The 18,567-nt window shown below is 62.2% G+C and carries 15 protein-coding genes; 5 read left to right on the top strand and 10 right to left on the bottom strand.

The annotated features are described in order from the left end of the window. Positions 1-13 precede the first annotated feature (13 nt). Positions 14-1,063, top strand: a complete 1,050-nt coding sequence (locus J3P97_RS06225; protein WP_434569533.1) for an alkene reductase — start codon at positions 14-16, stop codon at positions 1,061-1,063. A gap of 244 nt (positions 1,064-1,307) precedes the next feature. Here J3P97_RS06225 and J3P97_RS06220 read toward each other — a convergent pair whose 3' ends face one another. Further along, positions 1,308-1,940: a TetR family transcriptional regulator gene (locus J3P97_RS06220; RefSeq protein WP_434673686.1), complete on the bottom strand. Its 633-nt coding sequence runs from the start codon at positions 1,938-1,940 to the stop codon at positions 1,308-1,310. A 265-nt stretch (positions 1,941-2,205) separates the two neighbouring features. Between J3P97_RS06220 and J3P97_RS06215 the strand changes: the two genes are divergently transcribed. The 4 genes from J3P97_RS06215 (at position 2,206) to J3P97_RS06200 (ending at position 9,926) form a co-directional block, all read left to right on the top strand. Beyond that, positions 2,206-3,363, top strand: coding sequence for an efflux RND transporter periplasmic adaptor subunit (locus J3P97_RS06215; protein ID WP_434569534.1), 1,158 nt, complete (start codon positions 2,206-2,208; stop codon positions 3,361-3,363). Between the two features lie 3 nt (positions 3,364-3,366). Further along, the gene (gene emhB, locus J3P97_RS06210) at positions 3,367-6,531 is read left to right on the top strand and encodes an efflux RND transporter permease subunit EmhB (RefSeq protein WP_434569535.1); all 3,165 of its coding nucleotides are present in this window, start codon (positions 3,367-3,369) and stop codon (positions 6,529-6,531) included. Beyond that, the gene (gene adeC / locus J3P97_RS06205) at positions 6,528-7,985 is read left to right on the top strand and encodes an AdeC/AdeK/OprM family multidrug efflux complex outer membrane factor (protein WP_434569536.1); all 1,458 of its coding nucleotides are present in this window, start codon (positions 6,528-6,530) and stop codon (positions 7,983-7,985) included. The genes emhB and adeC overlap by 4 nt, the downstream gene beginning before the upstream one ends. 687 nt (positions 7,986-8,672) lie before the next feature. Further along, complete coding sequence (locus J3P97_RS06200) at positions 8,673-9,926, top strand: OprD family porin (protein ID WP_434673685.1); 1,254 nt, start codon at positions 8,673-8,675, stop codon at positions 9,924-9,926. Between the two features lie 209 nt (positions 9,927-10,135). On the opposite strand, the gene pcaC is transcribed toward J3P97_RS06200, so the two are convergent. From pcaC to J3P97_RS06155, 9 genes are all read right to left on the bottom strand, one after another. Continuing rightward, positions 10,136-10,528 (bottom strand): 4-carboxymuconolactone decarboxylase, encoded by a 393-nt coding sequence (gene pcaC, locus J3P97_RS06195; RefSeq protein WP_434673684.1) that lies wholly within the window; start codon positions 10,526-10,528, stop codon positions 10,136-10,138. A gap of 10 nt (positions 10,529-10,538) precedes the next feature. Further along, complete coding sequence (pcaD, locus tag J3P97_RS06190; protein WP_434673683.1) at positions 10,539-11,354, bottom strand: 3-oxoadipate enol-lactonase; 816 nt, start codon at positions 11,352-11,354, stop codon at positions 10,539-10,541. A gap of 12 nt (positions 11,355-11,366) precedes the next feature. Continuing rightward, the gene (locus J3P97_RS06185; RefSeq protein ID WP_434673682.1) at positions 11,367-12,731 is read right to left on the bottom strand and encodes a 3-carboxy-cis,cis-muconate cycloisomerase; all 1,365 of its coding nucleotides are present in this window, start codon (positions 12,729-12,731) and stop codon (positions 11,367-11,369) included. Between the two features lie 69 nt (positions 12,732-12,800). Next, entirely contained in the window at positions 12,801-14,096 is a 1,296-nt protein-coding gene (locus tag J3P97_RS06180) for an MFS family transporter (protein WP_434569541.1), read from the bottom strand. Positions 14,097-14,313: 217 nt separating this feature from the next. Then, a complete protein-coding gene (pcaG, locus tag J3P97_RS06175; protein ID WP_305496274.1) occupies positions 14,314-14,880 on the bottom strand; it encodes a protocatechuate 3,4-dioxygenase subunit alpha in 567 nt (188 codons plus the stop codon). A gap of 1 nt (position 14,881) precedes the next feature. Then, on the bottom strand, positions 14,882-15,586 hold the full coding sequence (gene pcaH / locus J3P97_RS06170) for a protocatechuate 3,4-dioxygenase subunit beta (RefSeq protein ID WP_434569543.1): 705 nt from the start codon (positions 15,584-15,586) through the stop codon (positions 14,882-14,884). Positions 15,587-15,623: 37 nt separating this feature from the next. Beyond that, positions 15,624-16,826 carry a 3-oxoadipyl-CoA thiolase gene (gene pcaF, locus J3P97_RS06165; protein ID WP_434673681.1) on the bottom strand — a complete coding sequence of 401 codons (1,203 nt, stop codon included), beginning with the start codon at positions 16,824-16,826 and terminating at the stop codon, positions 15,624-15,626. Further along, on the bottom strand, positions 16,827-17,606 hold the full coding sequence (locus J3P97_RS06160; RefSeq protein ID WP_420764441.1) for a CoA-transferase subunit beta: 780 nt from the start codon (positions 17,604-17,606) through the stop codon (positions 16,827-16,829). It lies immediately after the preceding gene. Continuing rightward, complete coding sequence (locus tag J3P97_RS06155) at positions 17,603-18,463, bottom strand: CoA transferase subunit A (RefSeq protein ID WP_434569545.1); 861 nt, start codon at positions 18,461-18,463, stop codon at positions 17,603-17,605. Before J3P97_RS06155 ends, J3P97_RS06160 begins: the two co-directional genes overlap by 4 nt. Positions 18,464-18,567: the final 104 nt, after the last annotated feature.

Genomic DNA, 18,567 nt, shown 5'->3' with positions numbered 1-18,567 from the left:
GAGGTTGCATTTCATGGCGACAATTTTCGACCCCATCAAACTCGGCGACATCGAGCTGAAAAACCGCATCATCATGGCCCCGCTCACCCGCTGCCGCGCTGACGCAGGCCGAGTACCCAACGCGCTGATGGCCGAGTATTACGTGCAACGCGCCTCCGCCGGGCTGATCCTCAGCGAAGCCACTTCGGTGACGCCGATGGGCGTGGGCTACCCCGATACCCCAGGCATCTGGTCCAACGACCAGGTACGCGGCTGGGCCAACGTGACCAAAGCCATCCACGGCGCCGGCGGCAAGATTTTCCTGCAGCTCTGGCACGTCGGCCGGATTTCCCACCCGTCCTACCTGGACGGTGAGCTTCCGGTGGCTCCGAGCGCCATCCAGCCCAAGGGGCATGTGAGCCTGGTACGTCCGCTGGCCGACTACCCGACGCCGCGCGCATTGGAAACCGCGGAAATCGCCGACATCGTCGATGCCTACCGTGTGGGTGCCGAAAACGCCAAGGCCGCCGGGTTTGATGGCGTGGAAATTCATGGCGCCAACGGCTACCTGCTCGACCAGTTCCTGCAAAGCAGCACCAACCAGCGCACCGACAACTACGGCGGCTCCCTGGAGAACCGTGCACGCCTGTTGCTGGAAGTGACTGACGCGGCGATCGAAGTCTGGGGCCCCGGCCGCGTGGGCGTGCACCTGGCACCGCGCGCCGATTCCCATGACATGGGCGACGAAAACCGCCTGGAAACCTTCAGCTATGTGGCCCGCGAACTGGGCAAGCGTGGCATCGCCTTCATCTGCTCGCGCGAGAAAGAAGGCGCGGACAGCATCGGCCCACAACTGAAGCAAGCGTTCGGCGGCCCTTACATCGCCAACGAGCGTTTTACCAAAGAAAGTGCCAATGCCTGGCTGGCGGAAGGCAAGGCTGACGCCGTGGCGTTTGGCGTGCCGTTCATTGCCAACCCGGACCTGCCGGCACGCTTGAAAGCCGATGCACCGCTGAACGAACCTCACCCGGAAACCTTCTATGGCAAAGGACCGGTGGGTTATATCGATTATCCCGTGCTGTAAACCCGGCGCCGTGTAAGCAAAAGCCCCGACTCGAAAGAGCCGGGGCTTTTTTGTTTGCAAGCGGCGGATGTTAACGATCTGTCATCCGATCCCAACAAATTTCCTACAAATTAGCCGCTTTTGGACCTGTCATCGCGGCAACCATGCGTATATAAAAGCAGCCTTGATTCATACGACACCGCCCGGGAGACGGCGGCAACGTCCTACGCCATTGACATAACCGGTCGCAATTGCACACTTTGTTTCATTTGCGCAGGTTAGGGCTCAGGCGCAGCATGTCCAACCCGATATCCACCCAGCGCTCCGCCTCACCGGCCAGGGCGAAGCTGTCCGGCGCCAGCAGCCACTGATACAGGATCCCGTCGATATAGGCATGGATAGCCACCGCAGCCCTCTCGGGATCCAGGTCATCCGGCATCTGCCCACGCTTCATTGCATTGCGCAGGGACAGCGCGATGCGCACGTTACAGTCAAGGCTGACCTCGCGCCGCTGCTGGCGCAAGTCGCACATTTCATCGGTGAATTCGCACTTATGGAACAGAATCTCATTAATGCGGCGGGTTTTCGGGTCCAGGGCCACTTGTTGGAACAACCTCACCAGCAGCTTGCGCACGCACCCCAGCGGGTCGAGTTCCTCCTCGCTTTCGCTGGCGCGGGCCAGCTCATCGAGCGGCTCATGCAAGGTATCGAGCATGGCCTGGAGCAAATCCGCCTTGTTGCTGAAATGCCAGTAGATCGCACCACGCGTCACACCGGCCAGCGTCGCGATGTCGGCCAGCGTGGTTCGCGCCACGCCGCGCTCGAAGAAGGCCTTTTCGGCCGCTTCAAGGATCTGGTTGCGAGTCTCCAGGGCTTCTTCTTTGGTACGACGTACCATGGCAGTAAACACCTCAATCAGGATGCGTAAGCAATGCGTAAGGATCGGTTGGATAACCTATGAAGCAGTGCCTGTCGGAATGCGTCCCCGGACTGCATCGGCCTTTGTCAGGCTTTTGTAAATACGGATGGTACGCAATTTGGCTGTTTACAAACAACCATGTACGTAAGTATATTTCTTAGCAACCTATTAATTGAATAATGCTGATTTTTTAACCTTCCACTTTTCGAGTGCGCCTGTTGCGCGCCTGGACCCGAGGATTTCCATGCAATTCAAGCCAGCTGTTACCGCTCTGGTCACTGCCATCGCCCTGGCATCGCTGCTCAGCGGATGCAACAAGGAAGAGGCTGCCCCTGCCCCTCCCCCTCCTCAGGTCGGCGTCGTAACCCTCAAGACTCAGCCTTTTACCCTGACCTCCGAATTGCCGGGCCGCACCAGTGCGTTCCGCGTCGCCGAAGTGCGTCCGCAGGTCAACGGCATCATCCTCAAGCGCCTGTTCAAGGAAGGCGCCGACGTCAAGGCCGGCCAGCAGCTGTACCAGATCGACCCGGCCGTCTATGAAGCGAACCTCAAGAGCGCCGAGGCCAACCTGCGATCCACCAAGTCGATTGCCGATCGCTACAAGCAACTGGTCGACGAGCAGGCCGTCAGCCGCCAGGAGTACGACACCGCCGTGGCCAACCGCCTTGAGTCGGAAGCGAACCTGCAGACGGCCCAGATCAACGTGCGTTACACCAAGGTCTACGCGCCGATTTCCGGTCGCATCGGGCGCTCCTCGGTCACCGAGGGTGCGCTGGTGAGCAATGGCCAGACCGACGCCCTGGCGACCATCCAGCAACTCGATCCGATCTACGTCGACGTGACACAGAGTTCCGTCGAGCTGCTGAACCTGCGCCGGGAGCTGGAAAGTGGTCGCTTGCAAAAGGCTGGCGATAATGCCGCCATGGTCAAGCTGACTCTGGAAGATGGCAGCCAGTACCCTCATGAAGGCAAGCTGGAGTTCTCTGAAGTCTCGGTCGATCAGACCACCGGTTCCGTGACCTTGCGCGCCGTGTTCCCCAACCCTGAGCACACGCTGCTGCCGGGCATGTTTGTCCACGCGCAGCTGCAGGCCGGCGTGAACAGCGCCGCAATCCTGGCGCCGCAGCAAGGCGTGACCCGCGACCTCAAGGGTACGCCGACTGCGATGGTCGTGGGCGCGGACAACAAGGTTGAACTGCGTCAGCTCAAGGCCAGCCGTACCGTCGGCAGCCAGTGGCTGATCGAAGACGGCCTCAAGGCCGGTGATCGCCTGATCACCGAAGGGTTGCAGTACGTACGGCCAGGGGTGGAAGTCAAAGCCACCGAAGCCACCAACGTTGACGCAAAGAACCCGGCCCCCGCTCAGGCAGCTGACAAAGCCGCCGGCGGCAAAGGGGAGTAAACCATGTCGAAATTTTTTATCGACCGTCCGATCTTCGCCTGGGTGATTGCCCTGGTGATCATGCTGGTCGGGGCCCTATCGATCCTCAAGTTGCCGATCAACCAGTACCCGAGCATCGCGCCGCCGGCCATTGCGATCCAGGTGACCTACCCGGGTGCATCCGCACAAACCGTGCAGGACACCGTGGTGCAGGTCATCGAGCAACAGCTCAACGGCATCGACAACCTGCGTTATGTGTCGTCGGAAAGTAACTCCGACGGCAGCATGACCATCACCGCAACCTTCGAGCAAGGCACCAACTCCGATACCGCGCAGGTCCAGGTGCAGAACAAGCTGAACCTGGCCACTCCACTGTTGCCGCAGGAAGTGCAGCAACAGGGCATCCGCGTGACCAAGTCGGTGAGAAACTTCCTGATGGTGATCGGCGTGGTCTCGCGCGATGGCAGCATGACTCGTGAGGACCTGTCCAACTACATCGTGTCGAACATGCAGGACCCGATCTCGCGCACCAAGGGCGTCGGCGACTTCCAGGTCTTCGGTGCCCAGTACGCCATGCGGATCTGGCTCGACCCGGCCAAGTTGAACAAATTCAACCTGACCCCGGTGGATGTGAGCAACGCGGTTTCCGCGCAGAACGTCCAGGTCGCGTCCGGCCAGCTCGGCGGCCTGCCTGCCCTGCCCGGCCAGCAATTGAACGCCACCATCATCGGCAAGACCCGCCTGCAGACCGCCGAGCAGTTCAAGGCGATCCTGCTCAAGGTCAACCCGGACGGCTCGCAAGTGCGCGTCGGCGACGTCGCCGATGTGGCCCTCGGCGGCGAAAACTACAGCATCAACGCTCAGTTCAACGGCGCGCCGGCTTCCGGCCTGGCAGTGCGCCTGGCGACGGGCGCCAACGCCCTCGACACGGCCAAGGCCCTGCGCCAGACCGTCGATGATCTCAAGCCATTCTTCCCGCAAGGCCTGGAGGTGGTGTTCCCCTACGACACCACGCCAGTGGTGAGCGAATCGATCAAGGGCGTGATTGAAACCCTGATCGAGGCGGTCGCGCTGGTGTTCCTGGTGATGTTCCTGTTCCTGCAGAACTTCCGCGCCACCATCATCACCACGATGACGGTGCCGGTGGTACTGCTGGGTACTTTCGGGATCCTCGCCGCGTTCGGTTTCAGCATCAACACCCTGACCATGTTCGGCATGGTGTTGGCCATCGGCTTGCTGGTGGACGATGCCATCGTGGTGGTGGAAAACGTCGAACGGGTGATGAGCGAAGAAGGCCTGTCGCCCAAGGAAGCGACCAAGAAATCCATGGGCCAGATCCAGGGCGCCCTGGTGGGTATCGCCCTGGTGCTGTCGGCGGTACTCCTGCCGATGGCGTTCTTCGGTGGCTCCACCGGCGTGATCTACAAACAGTTCTCCATCACCATCGTCTCGGCCATGGCTCTGTCGGTGCTGGTTGCCCTGATCTTCACCCCGGCCCTGTGCGCCACCATGCTCAAGCCAATCCCCAAGGGCGAGCACGGCACGCCGAAACGCGGTTTCTTCGGCTGGTTCAACCGCAACTTCGACCGTGGCGTCCGCAGCTACGAGCGTGGCGTGGGCAACATGCTCAAGCACAAGGCCCCGTACCTGCTGGCCTACGTGATCATTCTGGTCGGCATGGTCTGGCTGTTCACCCGCATCCCGACCGCGTTCCTGCCGGAAGAAGACCAGGGCGTGCTGTTTGCCCAAGTGCAGACACCGGCCGGCTCCAGTGCCGAGCGCACCCAGGTGGTGGTGGACAAGATGCGTGAGTTCCTGCTGCGTCCGAGCAAGGACGGCGGTGAAGGGGATGGCGTGGCCTCGGTGTTTACCGTGACCGGCTTCAACTTCGCCGGTCGTGGCCAGAGCTCCGGCATGGCGTTCATCATGCTCAAGCCGTGGGAAGAGCGAAACGCCGACAACACCGTATTCAAGATCGCCGGCCGCGCCCAGCAGCACTTCTTCACGTTCCGCGACGCGATGGTGTTTGCCTTTGCTCCGCCCGCGGTGATGGAACTGGGTAACGCCACCGGTTTCGACGTGTTCCTGCAGGACCGCGCCGGCATCGGTCACGAAAAACTGATGGAGGCTCGCAACCAGTTCCTGGGAATGGCTTCGCAGAGCAAGGTCCTGACCCAGGTGCGTCCGAACGGTCTCAACGACGAGCCCCAGTACCAGTTGGACATCGATGACGAGAAGGCCAGTGCCCTGGGCATCACCCTTTCGGACATCAACAATACGCTGTCGATTGCCCTCGGCAGTAACTATGTCAATGACTTCATCGACCGTGGTCGGGTGAAACGCGTCTACGTTCAAGGCCGACCGGACGCGCGCATGAGCCCGGAGGACCTGAACAAATGGTACGTGCGCAACAGCGCCGGGACCATGGTGCCGTTCAGCGCCTTCGCCAAGGGCGAGTGGACCTACGGATCGCCGAAACTGGCCCGTTACAACGGCGTGGAAGCGATGGAAGTCCTCGGTGCTCCGGCGCCAGGTTACTCCACGGGTGAAGCGATGGCCGAAGTCGAGGCCATTGCGCAGAAGCTGCCGGCGGGTGTCGGCATCTCCTGGACCGGCCTGTCGTACGAGGAACGCCTGTCGGGTTCCCAGGCGCCGGCTCTGTACGCGCTCTCGCTGCTGATGGTATTCCTCTGTCTGGCGGCGCTGTATGAAAGCTGGTCGATTCCGATCGCGGTCATGCTGGTGGTGCCGCTGGGGATCATCGGTGCCCTGCTGGCCACCAGCCTGCGCGGCCTGTCCAACGACGTGTACTTCCAGGTGGGTCTGTTGACGACCATCGGCCTGGCGGCGAAAAACGCCATCCTGATCGTCGAGTTCGCCAAGGAACTCCATGAACAGGGCCGGACTCTGGTGGAGGCCGCGATCGAAGCCTGCAGGATGCGTCTGCGGCCGATCATCATGACGTCCCTGGCGTTCGTCCTCGGCGTCGTGCCGCTGGCCATCTCCACCGGCGCCGGCTCGGGCAGCCAGCACGCCATCGGTACCGGCGTGATTGGCGGTATGCTCACTGCGACCATCCTGGCAATCTTCTGGGTGCCATTGTTCTTCGTGACGGTGTCGTCAATCGGTCGGCGTAAAAATATCGACCAGGACCACACTCCTGAAACTTCTAAAGAGGCTGGCCAATGAGCAAGTCGCTACTTTCCCTGACCATCGCCGCCGTCGTGCTCAGCGGATGCTCGCTGATTCCCGACTATCAGCGGCCCGAAGCACCGGTCGCGGCGCAGTACCCGCAAGGGCCGGCCTATGAGCCGGCCAAAGCACCCGGCCAGGCCGCCGCCGAGCAGGGCTGGAAACAGTTCTTCCACGACCCGGCACTGCAACAGCTGATCCAGGTCGCCCTGGAAAACAACCGCGACCTGCGCGTCGCGGCGCTGAACATCGACGCCTACGCCGCGCAGTACCGCATCCAGCGCGCCGACCTGTTCCCGGCGGTCTCGGCCACCGGCTCCGGCAACCGCCAGCGGGTGCCGGCACGCGCCTCGCAAACCGGTGAAGCGGCAATCAGCAGCTCCTACTCGGCGACGCTGGGTATCAGCGCCTACGAACTGGACCTGTTCGGTCGCGTCCGCAGCCTGAGCGAGCAAGCGTTGCAAAGCTACTTCGCCACCGAAGAAGCCCGCCGCAGCACCCAGATCAGCCTGGTGGCCAACGTCGCCAACGCTTACCTGACCTGGCAGGCCGATAAGGAACTGCTCAAGTTGACCCAGGATACCCTCGGCACCTATGAGCAAAGCCTGAAGCTGACCTCGCGCAGCGCCGAAGTCGGCGTGGCCTCGGCCCTGGACTTGAGCCAAGCCCGTACGGCGGTGGAAAACGCCCGCGTGCAACTGGCCCGCTACACCCGCCAGGTGGCCCAGGACGAAAACAGCCTGACCCTGCTGCTGGGCACCGGCCTGCCGACCAACCTGCAGACACAACCGCTGAGCGCCGACCTGCTCAGCGAAGTGCCACCCGGCTTGCCCTCGGACCTGCTGCAACGGCGCCCGGACATCCTCCAGGCCGAACGCAACCTGCTCGCCGCCAACGCCAATATCGGCGCCGCGCGGGCCGCGTTCTTCCCAAGCATCAGCCTGACGGCCAATGCCGGCACCCTCAGCCCGGACCTGTCCGGCCTGTTCAAGGGCGGCTCGGGCACCTGGACCTTCGCTCCGCAGATCAACCTGCCGATCTTCAACGCCGGCAGCCTGCGGGCAAGCCTGGATTACGCCAAGATCCAGAAAGACATCAACGTCGCGCAGTATGAGCAGTCGATCCAGACCGCGTTCCAGGAAGTCTCCGACGGCCTGGCCGCGCGCCAGACCTACAACGAACAGTTGCAGGCACAGACCGACTTCGTCGCCGCCAACCAGGACTACTACCGCCTGGCCGAGCGTCGCTACCGCATCGGCGTCGACAGCAACCTGACTTTCCTCGATGCCCAGCGCCAGTTGTTCAGCGCGCAGCAATCGCTGATCACCGATCGCCTTGCGCAACTGACCAGCGAGGTCAATTTGTACAAGGCCCTTGGCGGCGGCTGGAATGCCGAGACGGGCAAGCGCGAACCGATCGCGGAGAAAGCGCCGGAGACAAAGTTGTTTTGATTTGATGCGCTGAAACATGAAGCCCACCGAAAGGTGGGCTTTTTGTTTGCGCCTGATTCCCAGCCCAACACAAATTCCAATGTGGGAGCGAGCCTGCTCGCGAAAGCAATGGATCAGCTTGCACTGATATTGAATGTGCCAACGTCTTCGCGAGCAGGCTCGCTCCCACCCGAGTCGTCTGCGCTCGTCAAATCTGCGTACACCGCCACCTTCCTGTGGGAGCGAGCTTGCTCGCGATAGCGTTGGGTCAGCTTGCACTGATATTGAATGCGCCAACGTCTTCGCGAGCAGGCTCGCTCCCACCCGAGTCGTCTGCGCTCGTCAAATCTGCGTACACCGCCACCTTCCTGTGGGAGCGAGCTTGCTCGCGAAAGCGTTGGGTCAGTTTGCAGGGATATTGAGTTTGCCGACGCCATCGCGAGCAAGCTCGCTCCCACAAGGAATTGCGTTTGTTTTGCCGTTCGATAATCGCCCGAAACCCGCAAATCGCAATTGAACCGATCCCGGGCGGCCCTTCACCATCGCTCGCACAAAACCAATAACAACAGGTTCGACGCCATGCTCCTACGCCCTGCACCGTCCGGCTGATCCTCAGCCACTTTAACCGTCCAGCCCCACCGTACCGCCTGCAACCCAAGGGTTGCGGCAACGACTCGCTTCGTCCACAGAAAAACAAGAGACACGCCCATGAAACCCACACAGCAAGTTTTCCCCAGCCTCATTGCCGTCGCGCTGTCCGGCGTAGCATTGCCGGTGTTGTCAGCGGAATCGGGGTTCGTCGAGGACGCCAAGGCCACGTTGAACCTGCGTAACTTCTATTTCAACCGCAACTTCACCAACGACGCCGCCGCCCAAGGCAAAGCCGAGGAATGGACTCAAAGCTTCATCCTCGACGCCAAGTCCGGTTTCACCCAAGGCACGGTCGGCTTCGGCGTGGACGTGCTCGGCCTGTACTCGGTCAAGCTCGACGGCGGTCGCGGCACCGCCGGCACGCAGTTGCTGCCGGTGCACGACGACGGTCGCCCGGCCGATGACTTCGGTCGTTTGGGCGTGGCCCTCAAGGCCAAGGTCTCGAAGACCGAGCTGAAAGTCGGCGAGTGGATGCCGGTGCTGCCAATCCTGCGTTCCGACGACGGTCGCTCCCTGCCGCAAACCTTTCAGGGCGGCCAGGTCACTTCCACCGAGATCAACGGCCTGAGCCTCTATGGCGGTCAGTTCCGTGGCAACAGCCCGCGTAACGACGCGAGCATGGAAGACATGTCGATGAACGGCCGTGGTGCCTTCACTTCCGACCGTTTCAACTTCGGCGGCGGCGAATATGCCTTCAACGAAAAACGCACCCAGGTCGGCGTCTGGTACGCGGAACTGTCCGACATCTACCAGCAGCAATATTTCAACCTGACCCACAGCCAACCCATGGGCGACTGGACCCTGGGCGCCAACCTGGGCTACTTCACCGGCAAGGAAGACGGCAGCGCCCTGGCCGGCGACCTGGATAACAAGACCGCGTTCGCCATGCTCTCGGCCAAATACGGTGGCAACACCTTCTATGTCGGCCTGCAGAAAGTCGGCGGCGATGATGCCTGGATGCGCGTCAACGGCACCAGCGGCGGCACCCTGGCGAACGACAGCTACAACTCCAGCTATGACAACGCCAAGGAAAAATCCTGGCAGTTGCGCCACGACTTCAACTTCGCCGCCGTCGGCGTGCCGGGCCTGACCCTGATGAACCGCTACATCAGCGGTGACAACGTGCACACCGCCACCGTCGATGACGGTAAGGAATGGGGCCGCGAGACCGAGCTGGCTTATACCGTGCAGAGCGGTGCGCTGAAGAGTCTCAACGTGAAGTGGCGCAACTCGACGATGCGCCGGGACTTCAATACCAATGAGTTCGATGAGAACCGGTTGATTGTCAGCTATCCGATCAGCTTGTTGTAAAAAGCCAAACATGGATGGTGGCTGTACCACCGCCATCGCGAGCAAGCTCGCTCCCACAGGGGATCAGTGCCGAGCAAAAAACTTGTGCTCACCGAAGATCCAATGTGGGAGCGAGCTTGCTCGCGAAGGCATTATTACATCCAACATCGATGCGAGCTGACCTACGCCTTCGCGAGCAGGCTCGCTCCCACAGGGGATTGGGGGTGGTCTCAGGTTCGTGATTCAATGCCCAGTTCATCCCAGACGGATTCGGCCAGGTGGAAGGTGGCATTGGCCGCCGGGATGCCGCAGTAGATGGCGCTCTGCATGATCACTTCCTTGATCTCGCTGCGGCTCACGCCATTATTGGCGGCGGAGCGCAGGTGCAGCTTGAGTTCCTCGTTGCGGTTCATGCCGATCAGCATGGCGATGGTGATCAGGCTGCGGGTATGGCGCGGCAAGCCCGGGCGGGTCCAGATGTCGCCCCAGGCGTAGCGAGTGATCATCTCCTGGAATTCGCTGTTGAATTCGGTCAAGGCATTGAGGCTGCGGTCGACGTGGGCATCGCCCAGCACCGCGCGGCGTACTTGCATGCCTTCGTCGTAACGTTGTTTCTCGTCCACTGAAAACTCCTCAGGCGCGGCCAGTATCAAGCAGGAAATCCAGTACCCGCGCGCTGAACGCGGCGCCGGCCTGGACATTGGACAAGTGCGCTGCATGAAACTCGGCGTATTCGGCACCCTCGACCCGCTCTTGGATAAAACGTCCGCCCGCTGGCGGCGTCACGGCATCTTCGGTGCCAGCGATCACCAGCAGTGGCACACGGATCAGCGATAGCTGCTCACGAAAATCGGCGTCGCGTACTGCGGCGCAGTTGGCCGCATAGCCTTGGGGCGAGGTCGCCGCCAGCATGTCGGTAATTTTTTCCGCCTTCGCCGGATGGGCCTTGGCGAAATCCGGCGTGAACCAGCGGGCAATCGACGCATCACGCAACGCCACCATCGCCGCCTTGCCATCACGCAGCACGGTTTCGATGCGCGGGTTCCACATCGAAGGGTCGCCAATCTTCGCGGCGGTGTTGCATACCACCAGTTTGTGCAGGCGCTCGCCGGCGTTGATTCCCAGCCATTGGCCGATCAGGCCACCCATCGAAAGGCCGCAGAAATGCACCTTGTCGATATCCAGCGCATCAAGCATCGCCAGCACGTCGCGGCCCAGCTGTTCGATGCTGTAGGGGCCCTCGGTGACCAGCGACCGGCCGTGACCACGGGTGTCGAAACGCAAGACCCGAAAGTGTTCACTGAACGCCGCGACCTGCTCGTCCCACATATGCAAATCGGTACCCAAAGAGTTGGATAGCACCAGCACCGGGGCGGCCTGCGGCCCGTCCAATCGCCGTTCATCAAAACAATAGCTCAGATCGCCCTCGGCGAGTTTGACCAATCCCACAACAATCTCCTTTCAGGCATTCAAGGCAAGGTGTTCGGCCACCGCTCGGGCAACCCAGGCCTGGGCTTGTCCGAGGTAGTGGGCCGGGTCGAGCAGATGATCAAGCTCGGTCGCGGATAACTGCGCGGTGACCTGGGGTTCGTCCCCCAGCACCTCGCGCAAATGCCGTTGTTCGGCCACCGCGCGCTTGCAGCATTGCTCCAGCAGATGATGCGCGGTGTCGCGACCCACCCGCTGGGCCAGGACGATGCTGACGGCTTCGGCCAGCACCAGCCCTTGGGTCAGTTCCAGGTTACGGGCCATGCGCGCCGTATCCACTTCCAGCCCTTCGGCCAGCAGTCGCGCCTGTTGCAGCGCGCCGGACACCAGGCAGCAGATGTCCGGCAGGGTTTCCCATTCGGCGTGCCACAGGCCGAGGCTGCGCTCATGTTCCTGGGGCATGGCGCTGAACAGCGTCGACAACAAGCCGGGCACCCGCGTCGCAGCGCCGATCAACACCGCCGCGCCCACCGGGTTGCGCTTGTGAGGCATGGTCGACGAACCGCCCTTGCCCGGTGCCGAAGGTTCGAACGCCTCGCCTGCCTCGGTCTGCATCAACAGGCTGACGTCGCGCCCCAGTTTGCCCAGGCTGCCGGCAATCAAGCCCAGCACCGCGCCGAACTCCACCAAGCGATCGCGCTGGGTGTGCCAAGGCTGCTCCGGCAAGTTCAGTTGCAGCTCGGCGGCCAAGGCTTCGGCCACCGGCAGCGCCTGCTTCCCCAGGGCGGCGAGGGTCCCGGAGGCGCCGCCAAATTGCAGTACCAACAGGCGCGGCTTGAGTTCCCGCAAGCGCTGGCGACTGCGCGTGACGGCCCCCAGCCAGCCGGCGATTTTCATCCCCAGGGTGACCGGCGTGGCGTGTTGCAGCCAGGTGCGCCCGGCCAGCGGCGTGGCGGCGTAACGTTCGGCTTGTCGAGCCAGGGTGACGGCCAGTTGCGCCAGTTCACCTTCGATCAGTCCGAGCGCCTGGCGCAGTTGCAGCACCAAGCCACTGTCCATCACGTCCTGGCTGGTTGCGCCCAAGTGCACGTAGCGTTCGGCCTCGGCGCTCTCGGCAGCGATGCGCTTGCCCAACGCCTTGACCAGCGGGATCGCAGAATTGCCGGCACTTGCAATCGCTTCGCTCAACGCTGAAAAGTCGTACAGCTGGGCGCGACAGGCATTCCCGATCGGCGCCACCGCCTCCTGGGGGATCAGCCCAACCCGCGCCTCGGCCCGGGCCAGCGCCGCCTCAAAGTCGAGCATCGCCTGCACACGCCCCGCATCGCAGAACACTTCGCGCATGTCGCGGGCGGTGAAGTAGGCATCGAACAGCTGATTGCCCGGTCGTTCGCTCATAAACAGTCCTTCGAAAAATGGATGCCTCTATGGCCAGATATTCCCTCGCCACAATGAATCAACCATGCCTTAAAGATCGTGATGTAAATACGCCGGTTGTTTTGGCAGCCGCAGGCTGAACAGGAACGCAACGACCATCATCACCGTGACATACCAATAAAAAGCGTTTTCCACGCCCTGGGCTTTCAGGCTCAAGGCAACGTACTCGGCCGAACCGCCAAAAATCGCGTTCGCCACCGCATAGGCCAACCCTACTCCCAGCGCCCGCACTTCTGGTGGAAACATTTCGGCTTTCACCAGACCGCTGATGGAGGTGTAGAAGCTGACGATCGCCAAGGCGAAAGTGATCAGGACAAACGCCAGGAACGGGTTGCTGGTGCTTTTGAGCGTCAGCAGGATCGGCACGGTGCACAACGCCCCCAGCCCGCCGAACCAGAGCATGGAGTTACGCCGGCCGATCTTGTCCGCGAGCATGCCGAACAGCGGTTGCATGCACATGTAGAGAAACAGCGCGCCGGTCATGATGTAACTGGCGGTCTTGGCATGCAGGCCGGCGGTGTTCACCAGGTACTTCTGCATGTAAGTGGTGAAGGTGTAGAAAATCAGCGAACCGCCGGCGGTGTAGCCCAGCACGGTGATGAACGCCGCCTTGTGATCGCGAAACAACGCGGCGATGCTGCCAGCGTCTTTGTTTTCGCGCATTTCCTTGCTGGTGGTTTCCTTCAGGGAGCGGCGCAGGAACAGGGAAATCAACGCCGCGGCGGCCCCCACCACGAACGGGATTCGCCAACCGTAAGCGCGCAGTTCGTCTTCGCTGAGAAACTGCTGCAGGATCACCACCAGCGACACTGCCAAAAGTTGTCCGCCGATCAGCGTCACGTACTGGAACGAGGCAAAAAAGCCGCGCTGCCCCTTGAGAGCGACTTCGCTCATGTAGGTCGCGGTCGTGCCGTACTCGCCGCCCACCGACAGGCCTTGCAGCAGGCGAGCGAACAGCAGCAGCACCGGCGCCCAGACGCCGATGTCCTTGTAGGTGGGCAGGCAGGCGATGAGCAACGAGCCGAAGCACATCATCATCACCGAGATCATCATCGAATTCTTGCGCCCGTGACGGTCCGCTACCCGGCCGAAAATCCAGCCGCCAATGGGCCGCATCAGGAACCCGGCGGCGAATACCCCCGCCGTGTTGACCAGTTGCACCGTCGGATTGTCCGATGGGAAAAACGCCGGGGCGAAATAAATCGCGCAGAACGCATAGACGTAGAAGTCGAACCATTCGACCAGGTTGCCGGAAGAGGCTCCGACGATGGCGAAGATGCGCTTGCTGCGTTCTTCGCCGGTGTAATGGCTGATTGGGGTGGTCATGGGTTAATCACTCGTTGGGGACTGACGAAGTCTAGACATACTTCGTAACACTCCCGTTCCACAGTCTTGCCACCTGTGGCGAGGGAGCTTGCTCCCGCTCGGCTGCGCAGCAGTCGCAAAACCAGGCCCGGCGCTGTTTTGGATGCACCGCGTCGCCTGCCATGGGCTTGCTGCGCAAGCCAGCGGGAGCAAGCTCCCTCGCCACGGGGGTTTTCACTCAGTAATCGAAGAACACTGTCTCGGCATCCGTGCCCTGGAGAATCACGTTCCACTGGTAAACACCCGATGCATCGGGCCTGGCCACGATGGTGTCGCGACGCTCCTCGGGTACGCAGGCCAGCAACGGGTCAGCTTCGTTGGCGGGTTCGTCGGCGAAATAGATGCGCGTCAACAGATGCTTGACCAACCCGCGGGCGAACACCAGTACAACGAGATGCGGCGCCTGGGTCGTACCGCCCAACCCCGGCACGGTGCCAGGCTTGATGGTGGTGAAGCGGAACCGCCCTTCGGCATCCACTGGCACCCGGCCGAAACCGTCGAAATGCGGGTCCAGCGGTTTGTCCTGATCGTCTTCCGGGTGAGCGTATTTACCGGCGGCGTTGGCCTGCCAGACTTCCAGCATGGCGTCGTTGACGAACTGGCCGTTGCCGTCGATCACTTGCCCGGTGATCGCCACGCGCTGGCCGAGCGTCTGGGCGTCGGTCAGGTCTTCGCGGTTCAGCCACGTCAGGCCGATGTGGTAGTAAGGGCCGACGGTGTGGGACGTAGTGGCGTTGAGCGTCATCTTATTTCTCCATCGGCGTGGCTTCGCGGCCGCGCAAGACGATGTCCCAGCGATAACCGAGGGCGTAGTGAGGAATGGTTTTTTCCAGGTCGAAACTGGCGATCAAGCGTTCCTTGGCACGGCTGTCCGGCACGCAGTTGTAGATCGGGTCGTATTCCAGCAACGGATCACCGGGGAAATACATCTGCGTGACCAGGCGCGTCAGGATGCTCGGCCCGAACAATGAAAAATGGATATGCGCAGGACGCCAGGCGTTGTGGTGGTTGCCCCACGGATAGGCGCCGGGCTTGATGGTCTGGAACTGATACCCGCCATCGGCATCGGTCACGGTGCGACCGGTGCCGGTGAAGTTCGGGTCCAGCGGCGCGTCATGGTTGTCACGGTCGTGGTTGTAGCGACCGGCGGCGTTGGCCTGCCAGATCTCGATCAGGATGCCCGGCACCGGCTCGCCGTGCTCATCGAGCACGCGCCCGTGAATGATGATCCGTTCACCGAGCGGCTCACCGGCATGCTGGGCGGTCAGGTCATGGTCCTTCTCCTGAAGACGATCAGCACCTACGGTCGGCCCGGTGATTTCCGACAATGAATGGGGCAGGTACACCAACGGCTTGGACGGCGAGCGCAGGTTGGTGGACTGGTACGGCGGGTGCAGATACTCCGGCTGAGTGCCCGCTTGAGGGCGACGGTAACCAGGCTTGTCAGTCATGCAGCATTCCTCGGTTTCTTATTGGTAGGACGACCCGTCAGACGCGTTCGATAGCCAGTGCCAGACCTTGGCCGACGCCAACGCACATGGTCGCCAGGCCTTTCTTGCCGCCGGTCTTTTCCAGATGATGCAGCGCTGTCATCACCAGCCGCGCCCCGCTCATGCCCAGTGGATGGCCCAAGGCAATGGCGCCACCGTTCGGATTGACGTGCGGAGCATCGTCCGCCAGCCCAAGATCGCGCAACACCGCCAGGCCCTGGCTGGCAAAGGCTTCGTTGAGCTCGATCACGTCAAAATCGGCGACCGCCAGGCCCAGGCGCTCAGTCAGTTTGCGCACCGCCGGCACCGGGCCGATGCCCATCACCCGTGGCGCGACGCCGGCGCTGGCCATGCCCAGCACTCTGGCTCTGGGGGTCAGGCCGTGTTTCTTCACCGCTTCGGCGGACGCGAGGATCAGCGCCGCCGCCCCGTCATTCACGCCCGAGGCGTTGCCGGCGGTCACGGTCTTGTCGGGGCCGTTGACCGGTTTGAGTCGGCCCAAGGTTTCCAACGTGGTGTCGGCGCGTGGATGCTCGTCCTGCTCGACCACCGTTTCGCCCTTTTTGTGGGCGATGCGAACCGGCACGATTTCCTCGGCAAAAAATCCCGCCGCCTGGGCCGCCGCCGCACGCTGCTGGCTGCGCACGGCAAAGGCGTCTTGATCAGCGCGGGACACCGCGTAGTCATCCGCCACGTTATCAGCGGTCTGCGGCATTGCATCAACGCCGTACCGGGCTTTCATCAGCGGGTTGATGAAGCGCCAACCAATGGTCGTGTCCTCCAGCTTCATGTTGCGTGAGAACGCCGCATCGGCCTTGCCCATCACGAACGGCGCGCGAGACATCGATTCGACGCCGCCGGCGATGGCCAGCTCCATTTCGCCGCTGGCAATGGCGCGGAACGCCGTGCCGATGGCGTCCATGCCCGAGGCGCAGAGGCGGTTGACGGTCACGCCGGGGATGCTCTCCGGCAGACCGGCCAGCAACAAGGCCATGCGCGCGACGTTGCGGTTGTCTTCACCGGCCTGGTTGGCGCAGCCGAGGAACACTTCGTCCACCGCGCGCCAATCCACCGATGGGTTGCGTTCCATCAGCGCCTTGATCGGCACGGCCGCCAGGTCATCGGCACGCACCGCGGACAGGCTGCCGCCGAACCGGCCGATGGGGGTTCGAATCGCATCACAGATAAAAACGTCGCGCATTCAGGCTTCTCCTGGAGTCTGGCCGTGGGCCGCAGCGGTACGGGCCTCAAGGTCGCGCAATGCGCGCAACTCGACCTCGGTCGGTTCGGCGGTGGTCTGCACCTGGTCGGCGAAACGGATCGCCCAGCCGGTGGCGGCAATGACTTGCTCACGGGTCACCCCGGGGTGCAGCGAAGTGACCACGAACTCATGGCTGCCGGCTTCCGGTTCCATGATGCACAGGTCAGTGATGATCCCTACGGGGCCAGCGCCCGGCAGGCCAAGGCGCTTGCGCGAATCACCGCCTTCGCCGTGACCGACCGAGGTGATGAAGTCCAGCTTGTCGACAAACGAACGCGCCGATTGCTTGAGGATGATCAGCACACTTTTCGCCGAGCCGGCGATTTCCGGCGCGCCACCGGCACCCGGCAAGCGGACTTTCGGCTGATGATAATCGCCGACCACCGTGGTGTTGATGTTGCCGAAACGGTCCACCTGGGCCGCGCCGAGAAAGCCGACGTCGATGCGCCCGCCCTGCAGCCAGTAGCGAAAAATCTCACCGGTGGGTACGACGGTGTCCGCGGTTTCCGCCAGTTCACCGTCGCCGATGGACAGCGGCAATACGCTGGGCTTGGCGCCGATCGGACCGGATTCGTAGATCAGGACGACATCAGGCGACGAAGTCAGCCGCGCCAGGTTAGCCGCTTTCGACGGCAGGCCGATGCCAACGAAACACACGGCGTTGTTCTTCAGCCGACGGGCCGCGGCGACGGTCATCATCTCATTGGTGGAATAGGTCATGGTTTCACCTGCGAAGCGGCCGCCAGCCGGGCCTGGAATTCACTGAAGTCCCTGGTGCCATGGATGTACTCGTCAATCCATGCGGTAAATGTCTCACGGTCCCGGGCGATAGGATCCCACGCCTGGTAGAAACGATTGTCACGCTCGGTGTAGCCGTGAGCGTAGGACGGATGCGCGCCACCCGGTACATGACATACCGCGCTCAAGGCCCAGGTTGGCAGCACGCAGGCATTCATCGGCGCGTTCAGGTCGTCGACGATTTCTTCCACGGTGACGATGCAACGCTTGGCCGCCAGGGCCGCTTCTTTCTGCACACCGAGGATGCCCCACAGCAACACGTTGCCCTTGCGGTCGGCCTTCTGTGCGTGGATCACGGTAATGTCCGGTCGCACCGACGGCACGGCGGCAAGCACTTCCCCGGTGAAGGGACAGGTGACGCTCTTGATCAGCGGATTGACCTTCGGCAGGTCGGAGCCGGCGTAGGCCCGAAGTACTGCGAACGGCAGGCCGGAGGCGCCGGCAACGTAGGCATTTGCCAGGTCGGCGTGGCTGTGCTCCTCGATTTCCAGCGGATGCGGCCATTGCTTTTCGACCGCATCGCGCAGCCGGTGCAAGGAACCCACGCCAGGATTGCCGCCCCAGGAAAAAATCAGTTTGCGAGCACAACCGGCGCCGATCAACTGGTCGTAAATCAAGTCAGGCGTCATGCGCACCAGGGTCAGGTCCTTCTTGCCCTGACGAATGATTTCATGACCCGCCGCCGTCGGGATCAGGTGCGTGAAGCCTTCGAGCGCGACGGTATCGCCGTCGTTGACGAACTGCTTCACCGCGTCGTGCAGCGAAAGGATTTCAGCCATGGGGCAGGCTCCCGTTATCCAGTAGACCGACATGAAAAAGAGGCGCGAGGTCCAGCGCCTGGGTGACTGAAGATTAAGCCGGGGAAAAACGCCAAACAATCCGA

The sequence above is a fragment of the Pseudomonas sp. R1-15 genome, from assembly GCF_051132085.1.
In the GTDB taxonomy this organism is placed as follows: Bacteria; Pseudomonadota; Gammaproteobacteria; order Pseudomonadales; family Pseudomonadaceae; genus Aquipseudomonas.
This window is presented reverse-complemented; position numbering and strand designations above follow the sequence as displayed.

Excerpts from the sequence above, each read along its gene's own strand:
- J3P97_RS06215 (WP_434569534.1), top strand. The coding sequence starts at position 2,206 with ATGCAATTCAAGCCAGCTGTTACCGCTCTGGTCACTGCCATCGCCCTG.
- J3P97_RS06200 (WP_434673685.1), top strand. The coding sequence starts at position 8,673 with ATGAAACCCACACAGCAAGTTTTCCCCAGCCTCATTGCCGTCGCGCTG.
- emhB (WP_434569535.1), top strand. The coding sequence starts at position 3,367 with ATGTCGAAATTTTTTATCGACCGTCCGATCTTCGCCTGGGTGATTGCC.
- J3P97_RS06225 (WP_434569533.1), top strand. The coding sequence starts at position 14 with ATGGCGACAATTTTCGACCCCATCAAACTCGGCGACATCGAGCTGAAA.
- J3P97_RS06160 (WP_420764441.1), bottom strand. The coding sequence starts at position 17,606 with ATGACCTATTCCACCAATGAGATGATGACCGTCGCCGCGGCCCGTCGG.
- J3P97_RS06155 (WP_434569545.1), bottom strand. The coding sequence starts at position 18,463 with ATGGCTGAAATCCTTTCGCTGCACGACGCGGTGAAGCAGTTCGTCAAC.
- pcaF (WP_434673681.1), bottom strand. The coding sequence starts at position 16,826 with ATGCGCGACGTTTTTATCTGTGATGCGATTCGAACCCCCATCGGCCGG.
- J3P97_RS06185 (WP_434673682.1), bottom strand. The coding sequence starts at position 12,731 with ATGAGCGAACGACCGGGCAATCAGCTGTTCGATGCCTACTTCACCGCC.
- J3P97_RS06180 (WP_434569541.1), bottom strand. The coding sequence starts at position 14,096 with ATGACCACCCCAATCAGCCATTACACCGGCGAAGAACGCAGCAAGCGC.
- J3P97_RS06220 (WP_434673686.1), bottom strand. The coding sequence starts at position 1,940 with ATGGTACGTCGTACCAAAGAAGAAGCCCTGGAGACTCGCAACCAGATC.
- pcaH (WP_434569543.1), bottom strand. The coding sequence starts at position 15,586 with ATGACTGACAAGCCTGGTTACCGTCGCCCTCAAGCGGGCACTCAGCCG.
- pcaG (WP_305496274.1), bottom strand. The coding sequence starts at position 14,880 with ATGACGCTCAACGCCACTACGTCCCACACCGTCGGCCCTTACTACCAC.
- adeC (WP_434569536.1), top strand. The coding sequence starts at position 6,528 with ATGAGCAAGTCGCTACTTTCCCTGACCATCGCCGCCGTCGTGCTCAGC.